18 protein-coding genes and 1 pseudogene are annotated in these 20,465 nt (G+C 71.4%); 13 read left to right on the forward strand and 6 right to left on the reverse strand.

Features of this window, described 5'->3' with window-relative positions; all coding sequences use genetic code 11:
* Nucleotides 1-32: 32 nt before the first annotated feature.
* From dprA to L3078_RS32565, 3 genes are all read left to right on the forward strand, one after another.
* Nucleotides 33-1,196, forward strand: a complete 1,164-nt coding sequence (dprA, locus tag L3078_RS32555; RefSeq protein WP_239757497.1) for a DNA-processing protein DprA — start codon at nucleotides 33-35, stop codon at nucleotides 1,194-1,196.
* 272 nt (nucleotides 1,197-1,468) lie between these two features.
* Complete coding sequence (gene whiG / locus L3078_RS32560; protein ID WP_239757498.1) at nucleotides 1,469-2,305, forward strand: RNA polymerase sigma factor WhiG; 837 nt, start codon at nucleotides 1,469-1,471, stop codon at nucleotides 2,303-2,305.
* Between the two features lie 138 nt (nucleotides 2,306-2,443).
* The gene (locus tag L3078_RS32565; protein WP_239760546.1) at nucleotides 2,444-3,001 is read left to right on the forward strand and encodes a TetR/AcrR family transcriptional regulator; all 558 of its coding nucleotides are present in this window, start codon (nucleotides 2,444-2,446) and stop codon (nucleotides 2,999-3,001) included.
* 49 nt (nucleotides 3,002-3,050) lie between these two features.
* Here L3078_RS32565 and L3078_RS32570 read toward each other — a convergent pair whose 3' ends face one another.
* Nucleotides 3,051-3,665, reverse strand: coding sequence for a murein hydrolase activator EnvC family protein (locus L3078_RS32570; protein WP_239757499.1), 615 nt, complete (start codon nucleotides 3,663-3,665; stop codon nucleotides 3,051-3,053).
* A 283-nt stretch (nucleotides 3,666-3,948) separates the two neighbouring features.
* On the opposite strand from L3078_RS32570, the gene rpsB reads away from it, so the two are divergent.
* From rpsB to L3078_RS32620, 10 genes are all read left to right on the forward strand, one after another.
* Nucleotides 3,949-4,869, forward strand: coding sequence for a 30S ribosomal protein S2 (rpsB, locus tag L3078_RS32575; protein WP_239757500.1), 921 nt, complete (start codon nucleotides 3,949-3,951; stop codon nucleotides 4,867-4,869).
* 159 nt (nucleotides 4,870-5,028) lie between these two features.
* Complete coding sequence (gene tsf, locus L3078_RS32580) at nucleotides 5,029-5,865, forward strand: translation elongation factor Ts (RefSeq protein WP_239757501.1); 837 nt, start codon at nucleotides 5,029-5,031, stop codon at nucleotides 5,863-5,865.
* 194 nt (nucleotides 5,866-6,059) lie between these two features.
* Entirely contained in the window at nucleotides 6,060-6,818 is a 759-nt protein-coding gene (gene pyrH / locus L3078_RS32585; RefSeq protein WP_045561445.1) for a UMP kinase, read from the forward strand.
* A gap of 155 nt (nucleotides 6,819-6,973) precedes the next feature.
* The gene (gene frr / locus L3078_RS32590; protein ID WP_045561444.1) at nucleotides 6,974-7,531 is read left to right on the forward strand and encodes a ribosome recycling factor; all 558 of its coding nucleotides are present in this window, start codon (nucleotides 6,974-6,976) and stop codon (nucleotides 7,529-7,531) included.
* Complete coding sequence (locus tag L3078_RS32595; RefSeq protein ID WP_239757502.1) at nucleotides 7,531-8,649, forward strand: phosphatidate cytidylyltransferase; 1,119 nt, start codon at nucleotides 7,531-7,533, stop codon at nucleotides 8,647-8,649. Before frr ends, L3078_RS32595 begins: the two co-directional genes overlap by 1 nt.
* A gap of 156 nt (nucleotides 8,650-8,805) precedes the next feature.
* The gene (gene rlmN, locus L3078_RS32600) at nucleotides 8,806-9,912 is read left to right on the forward strand and encodes a dual-specificity RNA methyltransferase RlmN (protein WP_239757503.1); all 1,107 of its coding nucleotides are present in this window, start codon (nucleotides 8,806-8,808) and stop codon (nucleotides 9,910-9,912) included.
* A 271-nt stretch (nucleotides 9,913-10,183) separates the two neighbouring features.
* Nucleotides 10,184-11,260: a thiamine ABC transporter substrate-binding protein gene (locus tag L3078_RS32605; RefSeq protein WP_239757504.1), complete on the forward strand. Its 1,077-nt coding sequence runs from the start codon at nucleotides 10,184-10,186 to the stop codon at nucleotides 11,258-11,260.
* Between the two features lie 161 nt (nucleotides 11,261-11,421).
* Complete coding sequence (locus tag L3078_RS32610; RefSeq protein ID WP_239757505.1) at nucleotides 11,422-13,020, forward strand: ABC transporter permease; 1,599 nt, start codon at nucleotides 11,422-11,424, stop codon at nucleotides 13,018-13,020.
* Nucleotides 13,020-14,054: an ABC transporter ATP-binding protein gene (locus L3078_RS32615; protein ID WP_239757506.1), complete on the forward strand. Its 1,035-nt coding sequence runs from the start codon at nucleotides 13,020-13,022 to the stop codon at nucleotides 14,052-14,054. Before L3078_RS32610 ends, L3078_RS32615 begins: the two co-directional genes overlap by 1 nt.
* Nucleotides 14,055-14,065: 11 nt before the next feature.
* Nucleotides 14,066-14,881 (forward strand): maleylpyruvate isomerase family mycothiol-dependent enzyme, encoded by an 816-nt coding sequence (locus L3078_RS32620; RefSeq protein WP_239757507.1) that lies wholly within the window; start codon nucleotides 14,066-14,068, stop codon nucleotides 14,879-14,881.
* 213 nt (nucleotides 14,882-15,094) lie between these two features.
* On the opposite strand, the gene L3078_RS32625 is transcribed toward L3078_RS32620, so the two are convergent.
* From L3078_RS32625 to L3078_RS32645, 5 genes and pseudogenes are all read right to left on the reverse strand, one after another.
* Nucleotides 15,095-15,853 carry an LAETG motif-containing sortase-dependent surface protein gene (locus L3078_RS32625; protein WP_239757508.1) on the reverse strand — a complete coding sequence of 253 codons (759 nt, stop codon included), beginning with the start codon at nucleotides 15,851-15,853 and terminating at the stop codon, nucleotides 15,095-15,097.
* Between the two features lie 105 nt (nucleotides 15,854-15,958).
* Nucleotides 15,959-17,104: an LOG family protein gene (locus tag L3078_RS32630; protein WP_239760547.1), complete on the reverse strand. Its 1,146-nt coding sequence runs from the start codon at nucleotides 17,102-17,104 to the stop codon at nucleotides 15,959-15,961.
* A gap of 171 nt (nucleotides 17,105-17,275) precedes the next feature.
* Nucleotides 17,276-17,683, reverse strand: coding sequence for a VOC family protein (locus L3078_RS32635; protein WP_239757509.1), 408 nt, complete (start codon nucleotides 17,681-17,683; stop codon nucleotides 17,276-17,278).
* A gap of 109 nt (nucleotides 17,684-17,792) precedes the next feature.
* Nucleotides 17,793-19,097: a hypothetical protein gene (locus L3078_RS32640; protein WP_239757510.1), complete on the reverse strand. Its 1,305-nt coding sequence runs from the start codon at nucleotides 19,095-19,097 to the stop codon at nucleotides 17,793-17,795.
* 446 nt (nucleotides 19,098-19,543) lie between these two features.
* Nucleotides 19,544-20,260 (reverse strand): annotated as a pseudogene (locus tag L3078_RS32645) (ABC transporter ATP-binding protein); the annotation flags it as partial.
* Nucleotides 20,261-20,465 lie beyond the last annotated feature (205 nt).

Here is a 20,465-nt window from a genome sequence, read left to right on the forward strand (position 1 = left end):
GCCGAGGCGTGTGGTTCGTCGGTGGGCGCGCCATGACGGACGACGCAGAGGCGCCGGATGGTGAGCGGCTCGACCGGGCCTTCCTGGCCCGGGTCCTCGAACCGGGCGACGAACTCGGCGGGCGGTGGCTGCGGGAGTTCGGAGCCCGAGAGGTGGTGCGGAGAGTCTCCGGGGGCGGGCGACCGCTGCCGAAGGCCTCCGCGAAGCGGTGGGCGGGCCTGTGCGCCCGAGCCGGACGTGCCGATCCCGCAAGCGACCTCGCCCAGGCGCGGGACGCCGGCGTCCGGTTTCTCGTCCCCGGTGACGGGGAGTGGCCCGGGCAGCTTGATGATCTCGGGGACGGGCGGCCCGTGGGGTTGTGGGTGCGGGGGACGGCGAACGTGCGGATGTGGGCGTTGCGGTCCGTGGCCGTCGTGGGGGCGCGGGCCTGTACGGAGTACGGGGCGCACATGGCCGCCGCACTGGGCGCGGGGCTGGCCGAGCGGGGCTGGGTGGTGGTGTCCGGGGGAGCGTACGGCGTGGACGGCGCCGCGCACCGCGGCGTGCTCGGTGTCGGTGGAGCGACCGTCGCCGTGCTGGCCTGCGGGGTGGACCGGCCGTATCCCCGGGGCCATGTCCAGCTGATCGGCAGGATCGCGGAACAGGGGCTCGTGGTGGGGGAGTTGCCGCCGGGGGAACACCCGACGCCGAGCCGGTTCATCCTGCGCAACCGGGTCATCGCCGCGCTGACCAGGGGCACCGTGGTCGTGGAGGCGGCCCACCGCAGCGGCGCCCTGGTCACGGCGCGGGCGGCACAGCGGCTGGGCCGGTTCACCATGGGGGTGCCGGGCCCCGCCACCTCGGCGCTCTCGGCCGGAGTGCACGACCTGCTGCGGGGCGAGGCCGTCCTCGTGTCCGACGCCGCCGAAGTCGTCGAGCTGGTGGGTGACATGGGAGAGCTGGCGCCCGACCGTCGAGGTCCCGTTCTCCCCCGTGACCTGCTGGAACCCGGAGCGCGGCAGGTGCTGGCCGCACTGCCGGGGCGGGGCGCCGCGCCCCCCGACGAGATCGCCCGCGGCGCGGGCACGACCGTGGACGACGCGGTCGGGAGGCTGTACGAACTGCGCGCACTCGGTTACGTCGAACGACACGGCGACGGCTGGAAGTTGACACGCCAGGCGATGATCTCCGTCTCGCCCGATCGGAGGTCGGGTTGACGGCGGGTGTTCGGCCGTCCGGGGGAACGCCGACGGCCTTGCCGTTTCCGGCAGTTGACGCACCGGAGCGGTCACACAGCGCGATTCCCGCGCCCCGGGGGGACGTCCAGCGGAACGTATCTGCGCACCGGCGATCCCTCGGCCTTCGCGCACTGCGACTCCTCAGTCACGCTACGCTCACGAGGATTCCGACTCAGGACAGGCAACTCGACATCAGACCGACAGCTCACCCAGGCACCCCCAGTTCACGGCAGAACGGCACAAGGCGACGAATGCCCCAGCACACCTCCGGGTCTGACCGGGCGGCGGTACCCACCGCCGCTCGCGGCACCGTGCGCCCACCCGCCCCCTCGACACTCGACGAGCTGTGGCGGACGTACAAGACGACGGGCGACGACCGGCTGCGCGAGCAGCTGATCCTGCACTATTCACCGCTGGTGAAGTACGTGGCGGGCCGGGTGAGCGTCGGCCTGCCGACCAACGTCGAGCAGGCGGACTTCGTCTCCTCCGGGGTCTTCGGGCTCATCGACGCGATCGAGAAGTTCGACATCGACCGGGAGATCAAGTTCGAGACGTACGCGATCACCCGGATCCGGGGCGCCATGATCGACGAACTGCGCGCGCTGGACTGGATCCCCCGGTCGGTGCGGCAGAAGGCCCGCAACGTCGAGCGGGCCTACGCCACGCTGGAGTCGCGGCTCAGACGCACCCCGAGCGAGGGTGAGGTCGCCGCCGAGATGGGTATCGCGGTCGACGAACTCCACGCGGTCTTCAGCCAGTTGTCACTGGCCAACGTGGTGGCGCTGGAGGAGCTGCTGCATGTCGGGGGCGAGGGCGGCGACCGTCTGAGCCTGATGGACACGCTGGAGGACACCGCCGCGGACAACCCGGTCGAGGTCGCCGAGGACCGGGAGCTGCGCCGCTTCCTGGCGCGGGCCATCAACACGCTGCCCGAGCGGGAGAAGACCGTCGTCACGCTCTACTACTACGAGGGGCTCACCCTCGCGGAGATCGGGAACGTGCTGGGGGTCACCGAGAGCCGGGTGAGCCAGATCCATACGAAGTCGGTGCTGCAGCTGCGGGCGAAGCTGGCGAGTTTCGGCCGTTGACCCGTTGACCCGTTGACCCGCTGACCCGCTGACCCGCTGACCCGTTCCGGCGTCGACACGGCTCGTCGGGGAAGGCACTCCCGTCGGTCGCGGTCCGTCCGTACAGTGGATGACGTGCCAAGGATTCGAGCGGCCTCCGTGGCCGAGCACAGGTCGATGCAGCGAGCCGCCCTGCTGGACGCGGCTCGCTCGCTGCTGTCCGAGGGTGGGACGGAGGCGCTCACGTTCCCCGCGCTCGCCGAGCGTACGGGGCTGGCGCGGTCGTCCGTGTACGAGTACTTCCGGTCGCGGGCCGCCGTGGTCGAGGAGCTGTGCGAGGTCGACTTTCCCGTGTGGGCGGCGGAGGTCGAGGCGGCGATGGCCGCGGTCGAACGGCCCGACGGCAAGGTCGAGGCGTACGTCCGCAAGCAGCTGGAGCTGGTCGGGGACCGGCGGCACCGGGCCGTGGTGGCTATCTCGGCGAGCGAGCTGGACGCCGGCGCGCGAGAGAAGATCCGGGCCGCGCACGGTGGGCTCGTCGCGATGATCGTGGAGGCGTTGGCGGACCTCGGACAGGCGGAACCCCGGCTGGGGGCGATGCTGTTGCAGGGGGTCGTGGACGCGGCTGTGCGGCGTATCGAGCTGGGCGCCGCCGAGGACCCCACCGCGATCACCGAGGCGGCTGTGGCCATGGCGCTGCGGGGTGTGCGGGGCTGAGGCCGCGGGTGCCCGGCATCGGGCCTCCGCGTGGGAGCAGGCGGCGCGGTTACTCGGGCACCGGCAGCAGGCGTGACGGGCCCCTGCGCAGGAGCCAGGGCGGTAGCAACGCGAGTGGGTCGAGATAGGTGTCCCCTCTGCGCAGTCCCCAGTGGAGGCACGCCGTCGGGCAGTGGGAAGGGGCGGCCGCCAGGGTGCCCAGAGGGGTGCCCGCCGTCACCTCGTCGCCCTTCTTCACCGAGGTCCGGACCGGTTCGTAGGTCGTGCGCAGGGGCGGGTCGCCGGTGCCGGTCAGCTCGATCGAGACGACGCCCCGGCCCGCCACCCGGCCCGCGAACACGACGCGGCCCGGGGCCACCGCGCGGACCGGGGAGCCCGGCGGCGCGGCGAGGTCGACGCCCCGGTGGCCCCGGGCATAGGGGGTCGGCGGGGGTTCCCAGACCCGCGCCACCAGCGGGCGCAGGCCGACGGGCCAGACGCGGGCCACGGCCGGAACGGGGCCCTCGGCCGCAGGCGGTGCGGGGGCGGCGTCCTGTCCCGGGGCCGCGCGGGGTGACGTCGTCCAGGCCGTGAGCAGGAGCGCCGACATCAGGCACAGCAGCAGCGCCGGCCACGCGCGGCCACGTCGTGGGGGTGGGGCCCCGTGGGGCATCTCGTCCGACATGGGGAAAGCGTCCCGCGAGTGGCGCGATCATGGCCGGGATCTGTGGAGTACTCGTCGGTTGTGGATATCGGCGTCACCCGGGGCCTCCCGGGTCCCGTACACTTCTGGTGGCGATCCGGGTCACCGGGTCGACTTCGCACGCCCCGGTACGAGGTCCGTCAGATTCGTCGGACGGTCCGTATCAGCGCCCCTCGGTCCTTCGCGGCAACGGCGCATAGCGGGCGTCAGGCGCGGGAGCCGTCCGGTTCTCGCGGCACAACCGAGAAATTCAAGGAGAACGGCCATGGCCGTCGTCACGATGCGGGAGCTGCTGGAGAGCGGCGTCCACTTCGGTCACCAGACCCGTCGCTGGAACCCGAAGATGAAGCGCTTCATCTTCACCGAGCGCAACGGCATCTACATCATCGACCTGCTCCAGTCGCTGTCGTACATCGACCGCGCCTACGAGTTCGTCAAGGAGACCGTCGCCCACGGCGGCACGGTCATGTTCGTCGGCACGAAGAAGCAGGCGCAGGAGGCCATCGCCGAGCAGGCCACCCGCGTCGGCATGCCCTACGTCAACCAGCGCTGGCTGGGCGGCATGCTCACCAACTTCTCGACCGTCTACAAGCGTCTGCAGCGCCTCAAGGAGCTCGAGCAGATCGACTTCGAGGACGTCGCGGCGTCGGGTCTGACCAAGAAGGAGCTCCTGGTCCTCTCGCGTGAGAAGGCCAAGTTGGAGAAGACCCTCGGCGGTATCCGCGAGATGCAGAAGGTGCCCAGCGCCGTCTGGATCGTGGACACCAAGAAGGAGCACATCGCGGTCGGCGAGGCCCGGAAGCTCAACATCCCGGTCGTCGCCATCCTCGACACCAACTGCGACCCCGACGAGGTCGACTACAAGATCCCCGGCAACGACGACGCGATCCGCTCCGTCACGCTGCTCACCCGTGTGATCGCGGACGCGGTCGCCGAGGGTCTCATCTCCCGCTCCCGTGTCGCCACCGAGGGCAAGGGCGACAAGGCCGCCGGCGAGCCGCTGGCCGCCTGGGAGCGCGACCTGCTCGAGGGCGAGAAGAAGGCCGACGAGGCTCCGGCCGCCGCTGAGGCCCCGGCTGCCGCCGAGGCCCCTGCTGAGGCTCCGGCCGAGGCCGCTGCCGAGACTCCCGCCGCCGAGGAGGCCCCGGCCGCCGAGGCTCCGGCCGCGGACGCCGAGCAGGCCTGACCTCCACGGTCGTAGAGCTGTCGGGATGACGGCGGGTGGCGTCGAGCACGCCACCCGCCGTTCACCCACAGCCCGTAGATCTTCGGCGGGCGCCCGCCCAACGAGCGGCGGCGGACGCCGACTTCGAGACTTCGAACTCCGAGAAGAGATTCACAGATCATGGCGAACTACACCGCCGCCGACGTCAAGAAGCTCCGCGAGCTCACCGGCGCCGGCATGATGGACTGCAAGAAGGCGCTGGACGAGGCCGAGGGCAACGTCGACAAGGCCGTCGAGGCCCTGCGCATCAAGGGCCAGAAGGGCGTCGCCAAGCGCGAGGGCCGCTCCGCCGAGAACGGCGCCGTGGTCTCCGTCATCGCCGACGACAACACCTCCGGTGTCCTCGTCGAGCTGAAGTGCGAGACGGACTTCGTCGCCAAGGGCGAGAAGTTCCAGGCCGCCGCGAACGCCATCGCCGCCCACGTCGCCGCGACCTCCCCGGCCGACCTCGACGCCCTGCTCGCCTCCGAGATCGAGGCCGGCAAGACCGTCCAGGCGTACGTCGACGAGGCCAACGCCAACCTCGGCGAGAAGATCGTCCTCGACCGCTTCGCGCAGTTCGCCGACGGCTTCGTCTTCGCCTACATGCACCGCACCATGCCCGACCTGCCCCCGCAGATCGGTGTCCTGGTCGAGCTGGACAAGGCCGACGCCGACCTCGCCAAGGGCATCGCCCAGCACATCGCCGCCTTCGCGCCGAAGTACCTCTCCAAGGAGGACGTGCCGGCCGAGGTCGTCGAGTCCGAGCGCCGCGTCGCCGAGGAGACCACCCGCGCCGAGGGCAAGCCCGAGGCCGCCCTGCCGAAGATCGTCGAGGGTCGCCTCAACGGCTTCTTCAAGGACGCCACGCTGCTCGGCCAGCCCTACGCGCTGGACAACAAGAAGTCCGTCCAGAAGGTCCTGGACGAGGCCGGTGTCACCCTGAAGCGCTTCACGCGCATCAAGGTCGGCATCTGAGTCCGTTACGCGACCAGCGCCCGGCCCCGATAGGGTCGAGTGCAGTCGTTCGCGTACGCCGCCCCGTGCGCGCGTGACGCGATACGGACGACAGCAGATCTGACGAGGAGGCCATTGCCGCGCATGGGATGCGAACACCACCCCACCGGCAATGGCCTTCTTCGTATGTGCGACACGTGAAGAGGCGAGATCCCATGACCACCAAGCCCCAGAAGAGCGACGACGGCAAATTGAGCGGCCGGTTTCTGCTGAAGCTGTCCGGAGAGGCGTTCTCCGGGGGCGGTGGCCTCGGCGTCGACCCCGACGTGGTGCACGCGATCGCCCGGGAGATCGCGGCGGTCGTACGCGACGGCGCGGAGATCGCCGTCGTCATCGGCGGCGGCAACTTCTTCCGCGGCGCCGAACTCCAGCAGCGCGGCATGGACCGGGCCCGCTCCGACTACATGGGCATGCTCGGCACGGTCATGAACTGCCTCGCCCTCCAGGACTTCCTGGAGAAGGAGGGCATCGACAGCCGCGTCCAGACCGCCATCACCATGGGCCAGGTCGCCGAGCCGTACATCCCGCTGCGCGCCGTGCGCCACCTGGAGAAGGGCCGTGTGGTCATCTTCGGCGCCGGTATGGGGATGCCCTACTTCTCCACCGACACCACCGCCGCCCAGCGCGCCCTGGAGATCGACGCCGAGGCGCTGCTGATGGGCAAGAACGGTGTGGACGGGGTCTACGACTCCGACCCCAAGACCAACCCGGACGCGGTCAAGTTCGACTCCCTCGGCTACGGCGAGGTCATCACCCGCGAGTTGAAGGTCGCCGACGCCACCGCGATCACGCTCTGCCGTGACAACAAGCTCCCGATCCTCGTGTTCGAGCTTCTCAAGGAGGGCAATATCGCGCGGGCCGTCAAGGGTGAGAAGATCGGCACTCTCGTGGGTGATCAGGGAAGCCGGGCCTGACCGGGTCCTTCCCCTGCCCGGGGGACGGAGCCTGACCGGGGGATGGACAATGTCCTGCCGGTCGGGAACCGTGCAGGAACAAGACGCGACGCAGCCGGCCGCCGACATGACCAAGAACAGCTGCCGGGCCTACTCAAGACACGCAGGAGCAAGTGGTGATCGAAGAGACCCTCCTCGAGGCCGAGGAGAAGATGGAGAAGGCCGTCGTGGTCGCCAAGGACGACTTCGCCGCGATCCGCACCGGTCGTGCGCACCCGGCGATGTTCAACAAGATCGTGGCCGACTACTACGGCGCGCTGACGCCGATCAACCAGCTCGCCTCGTTCTCGGTGCCGGAGCCGCGCATGGCCGTGGTGACCCCGTTCGACAAGACCGCCCTGCGCAACATCGAGCAGGCGATCCGCGACTCCGACCTCGGCGTCAACCCGAGCAACGACGGCAACATCATCCGGGTGGTGTTCCCCGAGCTGACCGAGGAGCGCCGCCGCGACTACATCAAGGTCGCCAAGAGCAAGGCGGAGGACTCCAAGGTGTCCATCCGCTCGGTCCGTCGCAAGGCCAAGGACGCGATCGACAAGCTCGTCAAGGACGGCGAGGTCGGCGAGGACGAGGGCCGCCGTGCGGAGAAGGAGCTCGACGACACCACCGCGAAGTACGTGGCCCAGGTGGACGAGCTGCTCAAGCACAAGGAAGCGGAGCTCCTCGAGGTCTGATGAACGACTCTTCCTGGGGGGCGCCGCCACAAGCCGGGTACTGGGCGCCGACCGACCGGGGACCTGTCCAGGGGCATGCCCCGGCGGGTCCCCCGTACGATGCGCCTGAGGCCCAGCAGACTCGCCCCATGCCCATCGTGCCCGATGTACCCGCGCATGGCGGGAACCAGGACGACGACCGGGGGGCCGCTCGGCAGGCCGGCCCCCCGTTCCGCGACGAGATGCCGTCGGCGCAGCCCCCCGGGGCTGCGCCGCAGAAGCCGGAGCCCATGCCCGACGCCCCACAGCCCGCCCCGCAGAAGAAGAGCGCGGGCCGTGACCTGGGTGCCGCCATAGGGGTCGGCGTCGCGCTCGGGGCTGTCATCGTCGCGTCCCTGTTCATCGTCAAGGCCGCGTTCGTCGGCGTGATAGCGGTCGCCGTGGTGGTCGGGCTGTGGGAGCTCACCTCGCGCCTGCAGGAACGCAAGGGCATCAAGGCGCCGCTCGTACCGCTCGCGGTCGGCGGGGCCGCGATGGTCGTCGCCGGGTACGTCCGCGGGCCCGAGGGGGCCTGGGTGGCCATGGCGCTCACGGCGCTCGCCGTCCTGGTCTGGCGGATGACCGAACCGCCGGAGAACTACCTCAAGGACGTCACGGCGGGGGTCTTCGCGGCCTTCTACGTGCCGTTCCTGGCCACGTTCGTCGCGCTCATGCTCACCGCCGACGACGGGCCGCAGCGGGTCCTGCTGTATCTGGTCCTGACCATCGTCAGCGACACGGGGGCGTACGCCGTCGGCTGGCGCTTCGGCAGACACAAGCTCGCACCCCGCATCAGCCCCGGCAAGACCCGCGAGGGGCTGCTCGGCGCGATCGCCTTCGCCATGGTCGCGGGCGCGCTGCTCATGCAGTTCGTCATCGACGACGGCGCCTGGTGGCAGGGCCTGCTCCTCGGTCTCGCCGTCGCGGCCAGCGCCACGCTGGGCGACCTCGGCGAGTCCATGATCAAGCGGGACCTCGGCATCAAGGACATGGGCACGCTCCTGCCGGGCCACGGCGGCATCATGGACCGCCTGGACTCCCTCCTGCCGACGGCACCCGTGGTGTGGCTGCTGCTGGTGCTGTTCGTGGGATCCGGCTGACCGACCGCCACCCCGCCCACGCCGCACGCGGGCCCTCGTCCTGGTTCTCCGGGACGGGGGCCCGCGCGGTTCTCCGGGGGCGGGGAACCGCGCGCGATCCACCGGTTTCCTGACGGGGACGGGTCACACGATTCGATCTGCGACACTGGTTGAGCCATGCCTAAGCCCGGAGAACTCACATTCGTCGCCCCCCGCGGAGCCAAGAAGCCGCCGCGGCATCTTGCTGATCTTTCGCCTGTGGAGCGGAAGGAGGCTGTTGCCGCGATCGGGGAGAAGCCGTTTCGCGCCAAGCAGCTGTCGCAGCACTACTTCGCGCGGTACGCGCACGACCCGGAGCAGTGGACCGACATCCCCGCCGGTGCGCGGACGAAGCTCCAGGAGGCGTTGCTTCCGGAGCTGATGACGGTCGTACGGCATCTGTCGACGGACCAGGAGACCACGCGGAAGACGCTGTGGCGGCTGTTCGACGGGACGCTCGTCGAGTCGGTGCTGATGCGGTACCCGGACCGGGTCACCATGTGCATCAGCTCGCAGGCCGGCTGCGGGATGAACTGCCCGTTCTGTGCCACCGGGCAGGCCGGGCTCGACCGGAACCTGTCCACCGCCGAGATCGTCCATCAGATCGTCGACGGGATGCGGGCGCTCAGGGACGGGGAGATCCCCGGCGGGCCCGCGCGGCTCTCCAACATCGTCTTCATGGGGATGGGCGAGCCGCTCGCCAACTACAACCGGGTCGTCGGGGCCATCCGCCGGCTCACCGATCCGGAGCCGGACGGGCTCGGGCTGTCGCAGCGCGGGATCACCGTGTCGACGGTCGGGCTGGTGCCCGCCATCCACCGGTTCTCCGACGAGGGCTTCAAGTGCCGGCTCGCCATCTCCCTGCACGCCCCGGACGACGAACTGCGTGACACGCTCGTCCCCGTGAACACCCGGTGGAAGGTGCGCGAGGTCCTGGACGCCGGGTGGGAGTACGCGGCCAGGTCCGGGCGTCGGCTGTCCATCGAGTACGCGCTGATCCGGGACATCAACGACCAGGCGTGGCGCGGTGACCGACTGGGGCGGCTGCTCAAGGGCAAGCCGGTCCATGTGAACCTGATCCCGCTGAACCCGACGCCGGGTTCGAAGTGGACCGCGTCGCGGCCCGAGGACGAGAAGGCGTTCGTGGAAGCCATCGCCGCCCACGGCGTGCCGGTGACCGTCCGGGACACCCGGGGGCAGGAGATCGACGGGGCGTGCGGTCAGCTGGCGGCCACCGAGCGGTAGCCGGAGGGTCGGCTGGAGGCCACCGCCAGGAGTCGGAATCCGGCCACGGGGTACGCTGACCTCCGTACACATCTTCATATTCCGACAGGGGAGCGCCACAGCGCTGAGAGTGCGGCATCCGGGCCGCAGACCCTCTGAACCTCGCCCAGGTCATTCTGGGTAGGAAGTTCGGTCATCACTCAAGCTGTTGCGCCCTGCCCGGGAGCCTTCGGAGTCGCCGAGGGTCCCGGGCAGGGCCGCGTCTCTTCCTGGTCACTCCAGGAGGAATCCAGTGCACATCAGAACGTTCGTCGCCGCGGCCGTCGGCCTCGGGCTCGTCACCCTGTCCGCGTGCGGCTCGTCCTCGGACTCCACCGGCTCCAGCGGCTCCAAGACCGTCACCCTCGTCAGCCACGGCTCCTTCGCCTACTCCAAGGACGTGCTGAAGGCGTTCGAGAAGGAGTCCGGGTACAACGTCAAGATCCTCAAGAGCGGGGACGCGGGGCAGGCCGTCAACCAGGCCATCCTGACCAAGGACAACCCGCAGGGCGACGTCTTCTTCGGCGTCGACAACACCCTGCTCTCCCGCGCGCTCGACAACGGCCTCTTCCAGCCGTACGAGGCGAAGGGGCTCGACAAGGTCGGCGCCGAGTACCAGGTGGACAAGGACGAGCACCGGGTGACGCCCATCGACTCCGGTGACATCTGCGTCAACTACGACAAGGCGTACTTCAGCGAGAAGAAGATCGAGCCGCCCAGGACCTACGCCGATCTGATCAAGCCCGAGTACAAGGATCTGCTCGTCACCGAGAACGCCTCCACCTCCTCGCCGGGGCTCGGATTCCTGCTCGGTTCGGCCGCCGAGTTCGGCGACGGCGGCTGGGAGGGCTACTGGGAGAAGCTCAAGGCCAACGGTGTGAAGGTCGTCGACGGCTGGGAGCAGGCGTACTACCAGGAGTTCTCCGGGTCGACGGACGGCAAGAAGGCCGGTGGTGACCGGCCGCTCGTCGTGTCGTACGCGTCCTCGCCGCCCGCCGAGGTCGTCTACGCGGACCCGCGGCCCAAGACCGCGCCGACCGGCGTCGCCGAGGGCACCTGCTTCCGGCAGATCGAGTTCGCGGGGCTGCTGAGCAACGCGAAGAACGCCGAGGGCGGCAAGGCGCTGATCGACTTCCTGATCTCGAAGCGGTTCCAGGAGGACATGCCGCTCAACATGTTCGTGTACCCGGTGGTCGAGGGGGCGTCCGTGCCCGCCGAGTTCACCGAGTACGGGCCCGCGGCGAAGGACCCCGAGACCATGGCACCGGAGAAGATCGCCGAGAACCGTGACCAGTGGGTCAAGTCGTGGACCTCGCTCGTACTGAAGTAGACGAGGCCGCCGTGCCGGCCGGGACCACAGAGGCCGACGCCGGGACCACAGAGGCCGACGCCGCGGGGACCGCCGTGGCCGCGCCGCGGCGGTCCCGTCGACCTCGCGGCCCCGGCCGACCGGGTTCCGGCCGGTCGGGGAGCGCGGCCCGGCTCGGGCTCATGGTGGTGCCCGTCGTCTTCTTCGGGCTGTTCTTCGCCCATCCCGTTGCGGCGATCGTCGTCCGGGGGCTGAAGGCCGACGGGAGCTGGGACCTCGGGCGGATCGGGGAGGTGCTGGGGGACCCGGGGATCCGGCACGTGCTGTGGTTCACCACCTGGCAGGCGCTCGTCTCGACCGCGCTCACGCTGGCGATCGCGCTCCCCGGCGCTTATGTGTTCGCGCGCTTCGATTTCAGGGGCAAGGAGCTCCTGCGGGCGGTCGTGACCGTGCCGTTCGTCCTGCCGACCGTGGTCGTCGGAACGGCTTTCCTGGCACTGGTCGGGCGCGGCGGGCTCTTCGACGAGCTGTGGGGCGTACGGCTCGACACGACGGTCTGGGCGATTCTCCTCGCTCATGTGTTCTTCAACTACGCGGTCGTCGTACGGACCGTCGGCGGCCTCTGGGCTCAGCTCGACCCCCGGCAGGAGGAAGCCGCGCGGATGCTCGGCGCTTCCCCGCTCGCGGCCTGGCGCAAGGTGACCCTCCCCGCTCTCGCGCCCGCCGTGGCCGCCGCCGCGCTGATGGTCTTCCTCTTCACCTTCACCTCGTTCGGGGTGGTGCAGATCCTCGGCGGGCCGACCTTCTCCACGCTCGAAGTCGAGATCTACCGCCAGACCTCGGAGATCTTCGACCTGACCACCGCCGCCGTGCTGACGCTGGTGCAGTTCGCCGCGGTCGGGCTGATCCTCGCCGTGCACGCGTGGACCGTACGGCGGCGGGAGACCGCGCTGCGCCTGGTGGACGCCTCGCTCACCGCCCGACGGCCGCGCGGGGCCGGGCAGTGGACCCTGCTGGGCGCGGTCCTCGCGACCGTCGTCGTACTGATCCTGCTGCCGTTGGGCGTGCTGGTGGAGCGGTCGCTAGACGTACCAGACTTCGGCTCCTACAAGGCGCTGACCAGCGACGAGAGCGGGATCTTCCTGGTCCCGCCGATCGAGGCCGTCGGGAACTCGCTCCGCTACGCGGCCGCCGCGACCGTCATCGCCCTGCTCGTCGGCGGACTCGCCGCCGCCGCGCTCACCCGGCGCGCCGGACGGCTCGTCCGGGGCTTCGACGCGCTGCTGATGCTGCCGCTCGGGGTGTCCGCGGTGACGGTCGGCTTCGGGTTCCTGATCGCACTGGACGAGCCGCCGCTGGACCTGCGGTCGTCCTGGATCCTGGTACCGCTCGCCCAGGCCTTGGTCGGCGTGCCCTTCGTCGTACGGATCATGCTGCCCGTGCTCCGCGCGGTGGACGAACGGCTGCGGGAGGCCGCGGCCGTGCTCGGGGCGTCGCCGTGGCGGGTGTGGCGCGAGGTCGATCTGCCCATGGTGCGGCGGGCGTCGCTGGTCGCGGCCGGGTTCGCCTTCGCCGTCTCGCTCGGGGAGTTCGGGGCGACCGTGTTCATCGCGCGCGCCGACAACCCGACGCTGCCGGTCGCCGTGGCACGGCTGCTCGGACGGCCCGGTGAGCTCAACTACGGCCAGGCGATGGCCCTTTCGACGATTCTGATGGTGGTGTGCGCGGTGGCCCTGCTGGTGCTGGAGCGCCTCCGTACCGATCGCACGGGGGAGTTCTGATGTTGCTCAGGCTGGAGGGCGCGACCGTACGGTTCGACGGTCGGCCCGTGCTCGACGGGGTCGATCTGGAGGTCGCCGAGTACGAGATCGTGTGTGTGCTGGGGCCCAGCGGCAGCGGCAAGTCGACGCTGCTGCGGGTGGTCGCCGGGCTGCAACCCCTCGACGACGGACGGGTGTCGCTCGACGGGCGGGACCAGCGCGGCGTGCCCGCCCACAAGCGGGGTATCGGTCTGATGTTCCAGGACCACCAGCTCTTCCCCCAGCGGGACGTGGCCGGCAACGTCGCTTTCGGGCCCCGTATGCACGGCGCGACGAAGGACGAACGGGCCCTACGCGTACGGGAGTTGCTGGAGCTGGTGGGACTGCCCGGGGCCGGGCGGCGGCCTGTCGGTGAGCTGTCCGGCGGTGAGCAGCAGCGGGTCGCGCTGGCGCGAGCCCTCGCGCCGAGCCCCCGGCTGCTGATGCTCGACGAGCCCCTCGGCCAGCTGGACCGGTCGCTGCGGGAGCGTCTGGTCGTCGAACTCCGGGGACTGTTCGGGGAGTTGGGGACGACCGTGCTGGCGGTCACGCACGATCAGGGCGAGGCGTTCGCGCTGGCCGACCGGGTGGTGGTGATGCGGGACGGGCGGATTGCCCAGTCCGGTACGCCGCTCGAGGTGTGGCGGCGGCCCGTGGACGAGTTCGTGGCCCGCTTCCTCGGCTTCGACAACGTGGTGGAGGCGACGGTGACCGGGCAGGCGGCGGAGACGGTGTGGGGCAAGGTGCCGGTGCCGGAGGGCTCGCCGCAGGGGGCGTGCGCGCTGCTCGTGCGGCCCGCCGGCGTACGGCTGGTGGACGCGGCCGGCGGGCTGCGCTGCACGGTGGCCGCGCGCACGTTCCGGGGCACGCATGTCGCCCTGCACCTCCAGCCGGAGGGCGCGCCGCGACTGGAGGCGGCGTGCGCGCTGCGGGACGCGCCGGAGCCCGGGGAGGACGTCGGTGTGAGCTTCGACGAAGCCGAAATCGTGGTGCTGGGAGCCGGTCCCGCCGCATAAGGTGCGGCACCATGGCGATGCTTACGCAAGAACCCCGGGCACGGCATGAGCGCTACTGTGCCGAGATCGAGCTCCAGGTACGGAAGTTGCGGGACCTCGTGACCTCCGGGGCCGATCTGTCGGCGACCGTGCCGATGTGCCCCGACTGGTCGCTGGAACAGTTGCTGCGGCACACCGGAGGCGCCCTGCGCTGGGTCGAACTGAACGTACGGACCCGGGCGAAGGAGGAGGTCCCCGAGACGGACGTCCCGCTCCACGAGGGTCCGGAGCGGCAGGGGGACCCGGCGGCGCTGGACGCGTGGCTCGCGGAGAGCGGTGCGATGACCGTGGCGGCACTGCGTGAGGCGGGCCCCGAGGCGTCCGTCTGGTCGTGGGGATGGGAGCACAGCGCGGGGTTCTGGGCCCGCCGGATGGCGCACGAGCTGGTCGTCCACGGGGCCGATGCCGCGCTCACCGTCGGACGGGCGGTCGAGGTGGCGCCGGAGATCGCCGCCGACGCGATCGACGAGTGGCTGGAGATCGTCGAGTTCGTGCAGCGGACCATGCCGCACGACGAGGCGGCCGAACTGCGCGGCCCGGGGCGGAGCATCCACCTCCACGCCACCGACGCGTCCCCTGAGGTCGACGCCGAGTGGCTGATCGAGCTGACCGAGGACGTGGTGCGCTGGTGGCGCGGCCATGAAAAGGCGACGGTGGCGCTGCGCGGCCCGCTCACGGAGGTGCTACTCGCCTTTTATCGCCGACTGCCGCCGGACGGTGGGAAGTTGGAGGTGCTGGGGGAGCGGGAGCTGCTGGACTTCTGGCTGGAGCGGGCCACGTTCGGGTGAGCGCTCCCGGCGCGATGGGCGGCGGAGGTCTGTGGGGCGGCGTGCGGGTGCGGGTCCGGTGGGGCTTCTCGCGCAGTTCCCCGCGCCCCTGAAAGGCCTACGGTCTTTCGGGAACGATGCACCCCGCCCGTACCCCCGCGGTGCGCGCCAGGAACAGCGCATGGCCCGCACCCCGTGGTGAGGGGTACGGGCCACGGTCCTGACGGACAGGGGTCAGCGGGTGGAGGCTCCACGCCGCCGCGTGCTGTAGTACACGGCACCGGCGCCGAGGGCGACCAGGGCGGCCGCGGCACCGGCGATGGTGCCGGTGTGGGAGTCGCCACCGGTCTCGGCGAGGCCCGAGTCACCCTCGGGGGAGGGGGCGTTGTCGCCGTTCGAACCCGCGGGGACGGTGCCCTCGGAGGTGGACGGCGTGGGGTCCGTCTTGGTCCGGGACGGCTCGCCCTCGTCCTGCCCCTTCTCCTGCCCCGTCTCCTTGCCCTTGCCCTTGCCCTTGTCCTTCTCCTTTTCCTTGCCCTTGTCGTCGGTGGACTTCCCCGGGGCCTCGGACACGGCCGGCGGGGTGATGGCTTCGGCCGTGCAGGCGTCGGCGGGGGCCACCAGGATCGGCAGGTCCTCGTCGACGTAGTCCTTCGCCTCGACGTGAATGCGGTACTCGGCGTTCGGCTCCCAGTCCTCGTCGAAGGTGACGGTGACACCCTTGGCGGTGGAGTCCTTGATCGTCCGGCTGCCGACCATGCGCAGGTCGGCCCCGTTGTTCTCCAGGTAGACCGTGATCTCGGCCTTGACGCCCAGCGGGTCCACGTCGGTCACCCGGATGACGCCCTTGTCGCCGTCGCACTCGGCGACGGCGGAGAAGTCCTTGATGCTGCATGCCATGGCGTTGCCCGCGACACCGAGCACGAGTGCGACGGAGGCGAAAGCAACACCGATGGAGCGCGAAGTCCGCGCGCTACGGGGAGATATGGACACGTTTGCCCTTCACGGGAAGCACAGGGGAGTGGGGGTGACGGAGGGCCGCCGGGGGAGCGGCTTCCCCATGTGCCTCACAGGTTTATAAGCGCGCCATAAGTCATGTCAATCCGAAGAAGTGTTTGGACGGTCGCCGAGTCGTGCCAGGGCCTCCGGCGCCTCCTCGATCCGGTCGACTAGGGCTATCCGGGCCTCCATCGAACGGCCTCGCGCCAGCGACCGCAGCAGCGGCCAGGTCGGCAGCCGCTCCGTCCAGTGGGCCCGGTCCACGAGGACCATGGGGGTCGGTTCGCCGCGCGACTCGTAGTAGTTGGGGGTCGCGTTATCGAAGATCTCCTGCACGGTTCCGGCGGCCCCGGGCAGGAAGACGACACCGGCGCCGGAGCGGGCGAGGAGGCCGTCCTCGCGGGTGGCGTTGGCGAAGTACTTGGCGATGTGCGACGCGAACGGGTTCGGCGGCTCGTGGCCGTAGAACCAGGTGGGGATGCCGACGGAGGTGCCGCCCCTCGGCCAGCGGGTGCGCACCTCGAAGGCGGCGCTCGCCCAGTCGGTGATCGAGGGCGTGAACTTCGGTGCCTTTGCCAGCAGTCGCAGTGACTCGGTGAGCATCGCGTCGTCGTACGGGGCCGCGTAGGCGCCCAGGTTCGCCGCCTCCATCGCGCCCGGACCGCCGCCGGTGGCGACCGTGAGGCCCGAGCGGGCCAGGGTGCGGCCGAGGCGGGCGGCGCCCTCGTACGCCTCGGTGCCGCGTGCCATCGCGTGGCCGCCCATCACGCCCACCACCCGGGCACCGGAGAGGAGTTCGTCGAGGGCGTCCGAGACGGAGTCGTCGTGGACGGCGCGCAGCATGGAGGCGTAGACGTCGCGGTCGGCCTTGGTGCGCTGGAACCAGGCGTACGCGAGGGCGTCGGGCGTGGCCTCGTAGCCGCCGTCGGACAGGGACGCGAAGAGTTCGTCGGGGGAGTAGAGCAGTCCCCGGTACGGGTCGAACGGCAGACCGGGGACGGGCGGGAAGACCAGGGCGCCGTCCGCGCGTATCTTCGCCGCCGCCTCCGGTCGCATCGGGCAGCCGAGGAAGACGGCTTCCGCCGTGTCGGTGGCGAGCAGTTCGCGCGTACGGTCCGTCAGATCGACGGCCTGGACCCTGAATCCGGCGAGGGTGCCGCGCGCGGAGACGGTCGCGTCGAACTCCTCGATCGTCTCTATCTCGTGGTCGTCGTGGTGGGCCGCGTGGGCGGGCATCGTCTGCACCTCGCCCATGCTATTGCGCTCCGCTGGGCGGGCCGGGCGCCTATGGGGTGGGCCGGGCGCCTTTGGGGGGTGGGGCGACTGTGGTGGGCGGCTGCGGGTGAGCGGGGGGTGCTCGCGCAGTTCCCCGCGCCCCTTACGGGCGCGGGGGTACGCGGTGGACGAGCGGGGTCCTCAGCCCTCGATCGCCGACGGGTCCATCCACACGACCTCCCAGGTGTGACCGTCGAGGTCGTCGAAGGCGCGGCCGTACATGAAGTCCATCTCCTGGACCTTGTCCGAGGCGGTGCCGCCGGCGGCGACCGCCTTCTCGACCAGCTCGTCGACCTTCTCGCGGCTCTCGGCACTCAGACAGAGCATCACCTGGCTGGTCTTCGTGGCGTCCGCGATCTCCTTCGTGGTGAAGGTCGCGTAGAACGGCTTGGTGAGGAGCATCGCCACGATGGTGTCGCTGATCACGACGGAGGCCGCGTTCTCGTCGCTGAACTGCGGGTTGAGCGAGTAGCCGAGCTCCGTGAAGAACTTCTTCGAGGCGTCGAGGTCGTTCACGGGCAGGTTCACGAAGATCATCTGCTGGTACATGGCGAGGTCTCTCCCGTATCCGTCGTATGCGTTCCGGTCTGTTCGGAGGGGTAGACCGAGGGCCCACGCGAAACTCATCGCCGCGCGCGAACTTTTTTCGTACGAGTTTTCAGGCGGCCAGCGGGAGCGCCGCCAGGTGGGCGATCGTCCAGGTCAGGGGGCCGAACACGGCGAGCAGGGCGCCCGCGCGGAGCAGGGCCGCCTGCCGGGGCAACGCGCGGGGCGCCCCCAAGCGCACCAGCGCGGCCGTGGTGTCCGCGTGCGCCCGCCGGGCCTCGACGGCGGCTGTCGCGAGCGTGAGCACGGCGCAGCCGGCCACCACGAGCGCCCCCAGCAGGGTGAGCGGGCCCACGGTGGGGCGCGTGCCGGAGGCGAGGGTCACCATGGCGTACGCGCCGGAGGCCACCGCGCACACCACGCCGAGCGGGCGCCCGATGCCCCGGGCCTCTGCCTGCAGCACGCGCCCGGAGAGGAGGCGCAGCGCGCCGGGGCGTACGGACTGGAGCAGGCGCCCGGTGAGGTGGGTGAGGCCGGGCCCGGTGAGGATCAGCCCGAGTGCGGTGAGCAGCCAGCCGCCCAGGACACCCGCGGGGCTGTCGGCGAAGCCGCCGGGGAGGGTGAGGCCGGAGCCGTCGTTCGACTGGCCTGCGTAGGTCTCGAAGGCGAGGCCCACGGCCAGTACGGCGACGCCCCAGGGGAGGCCGCCGGGGGCGGGGCGCGGAGCCGGTGGTTCCGGCGACGTCCGGGCAGCCTCGGAGGCGGTCGCGCCCTCCGAGTCGGGCTCCTCCTCGTCGGTCTCTTCCTCGTACCTCGTGGCGCCCGCCGGGGGCGCGGTGCGGCGGGCGATCGCGAAGGTGTCGTACGCCATGAAGCGGGTCCGGGGGCCGGTGGGCCTGGCCCCGGTGTCCTTGGGGCGCAGGACGAGCGCGGTGGTGACGGAGGCGACGGCCGGGACGAGGGCGAGGAGGGTCAGGGCGGCCGGGAGGGGGAGGGGGCGGCCGGCGGCGAGGACGTCGGTGGCAGCGCCGTCGAAGGGCAGGCCGGTGAGGTCGCCGCGCAGGTGGAGGAAGAAGAGAAGCGCGAGGAGGGAGCCGAGGACGGTGGACAGGGCCGTGGTGACCGCGGAGATGGCCATGAGCCGACCGGGGCCGAGGCCGATCGCGGAGAGGCCGGGGCGGGGGCGCGTGCCGGGGTCGGTGCGGGCCACCGTCACCGCGAAGTACACAGTGGCGGCGGCGGGCGCCGCGCACCAGGCCAGGCGGAGCACCGAGCCGGACGGGGCCTGGGGGTGGGCCATGGCGTGCCCGAGGGCGCAGAGCAGCAGGAAGCCGGTGCCGCCGGCGGCCGCGGCCACGAGAAGCCGGCGGAGCTGGACCACGGGGTGGGCCCGGCGGGCTAGACGGAGAGCGAGCACGCTGCCCGGCCTTCCCCGTCTGCGGCGGCGGAGTGCTCCCCGGCCGGCTCACCGTCGGCTTCGGCGGGTTGGTGGCCCTGCCCGCCACTGGGTGGCCGTGCTTCGCCTTCGGCCGCGGGGCGACCCACTTCCGTGGTGGGGGCCGGTCGGGCGGCGGTTCCGGCAGGCTGCTGGGTCTCTTCGTCGGCGGGTGTTCGGGAGTGGTCCTCGGCTGCGGGACGGCCCGCCTCGGCGGCTGTGGAGCGGGCTTCCCGGGCTGGGGAGGCGCCCCCTTCCGGGGTGGTCGGCCGGGGCTCTCGGGGTGCGGGGCGGTCCGCCTCCGCAGGGGTGGGCGGTGCGGCTTCGGGCGCGGTGTCGGCCGGCGTCTCCGGGGTGGGGAGGCTCGCGTCGATCGGGGTGCCGGGGTCCGTCCCTGGGGTGCCGGGGTGGCGGGGCCGGTCGGCGGGGGCACGGGGCACGGACTCCGCGGCGGCGGGCAGGTGGACCGTCCTCACGTGGCGGCCGTCCAGGAGGGACACCGTACGGTCCGCGAGAGCCGCCGTCTCGGGGTCGTGGGTGGCGAGGACGACCGTGATCTGGTGGGAACGCGCCGCCGTGGTGAGGGTGCGCAGGACGTGGGTGTGTTCGGCGCGGTGGAGCGGCGCGGTCGGTTCGTCCGCGAAGAGGACCGTGGGGGCGCAGACCAGGGCGCGGGCCACCACCACGCGCTGGCGCTCCGACTGCAGGAGCGCGTGCGGGCGCTTGCGGGCCGTGTCGCGGATGTCGAGGCGCTCCAGCCACTCCAGGGCGGCGGCCTTGGCGGCCCGCCGGCCGGTGCCGCGCAGCAGCAGGGGCAGGGCGGTGTTCTCCCAGGCGTTCAGCTCGGGGACGAGGACCGGCTCGGGGTCGATCCACCCGAAGCGGTCGAGGCGCAGCCGTTCCCGGGCGTGCGCGCCCATCGTGTGCACGGGGACGCTGTTGAACCAGACCTCTCCCCGCTGGGGCCGCAGCTGTCCGGACAGGCACCGCAGGAGCGTGGTCTTGCCGCTGCCGCGCGGGCCGGTGACGGCGATGATCTCGCCCTCCCGGACCCCCATCGACACACCGTGCAGGGCGGGCGAGCCGTCGTGCGCATAGGTCAGACCACGTGCCCAGAGCACGTCGTTGTCCGGCGGGGCCACCATGGGCGTACACCTCGGTTCGGATCAGGATTGCCGGGGGAGCCCCCCGTCCGGGGGAACGAAGGCAGGGCCGATCGGTTACAGGGGCACGCTAGGGAGTCGGGGCGGCAGGGGGCGGACAGCACGCGGCCCGGGACGCCCCCATCTCACTCGGATGGGGGCGTCCCGGGCCGTTTGAAAGGCCGTCACGTGCGGCCGCCGACGGGCT

Origin of the sequence: Streptomyces deccanensis (genome assembly GCF_022385335.1) — a bacterium.
Lineage (GTDB): Bacteria > Actinomycetota > Actinomycetes > Streptomycetales > Streptomycetaceae > Streptomyces > Streptomyces deccanensis.

Coding starts and splice junctions, on each gene's coding strand:
- dprA (WP_239757497.1), top strand. CDS start 33: ATGACGGACGACGCAGAGGCGCCGGATGGTGAGCGGCTCGACCGGGCC.
- whiG (WP_239757498.1), top strand. CDS start 1,469: ATGCCCCAGCACACCTCCGGGTCTGACCGGGCGGCGGTACCCACCGCC.
- L3078_RS32570 (WP_239757499.1), bottom strand. CDS start 3,665: ATGTCGGACGAGATGCCCCACGGGGCCCCACCCCCACGACGTGGCCGC.
- rpsB (WP_239757500.1), top strand. CDS start 3,949: ATGGCCGTCGTCACGATGCGGGAGCTGCTGGAGAGCGGCGTCCACTTC.
- tsf (WP_239757501.1), top strand. CDS start 5,029: ATGGCGAACTACACCGCCGCCGACGTCAAGAAGCTCCGCGAGCTCACC.
- pyrH (WP_045561445.1), top strand. CDS start 6,060: ATGACCACCAAGCCCCAGAAGAGCGACGACGGCAAATTGAGCGGCCGG.
- L3078_RS32595 (WP_239757502.1), top strand. CDS start 7,531: ATGAACGACTCTTCCTGGGGGGCGCCGCCACAAGCCGGGTACTGGGCG.
- rlmN (WP_239757503.1), top strand. CDS start 8,806: ATGCCTAAGCCCGGAGAACTCACATTCGTCGCCCCCCGCGGAGCCAAG.
- L3078_RS32610 (WP_239757505.1), top strand. CDS start 11,422: ATGGTGGTGCCCGTCGTCTTCTTCGGGCTGTTCTTCGCCCATCCCGTT.
- L3078_RS32615 (WP_239757506.1), top strand. CDS start 13,020: ATGTTGCTCAGGCTGGAGGGCGCGACCGTACGGTTCGACGGTCGGCCC.
- L3078_RS32620 (WP_239757507.1), top strand. CDS start 14,066: ATGGCGATGCTTACGCAAGAACCCCGGGCACGGCATGAGCGCTACTGT.
- L3078_RS32635 (WP_239757509.1), bottom strand. CDS start 17,683: ATGTACCAGCAGATGATCTTCGTGAACCTGCCCGTGAACGACCTCGAC.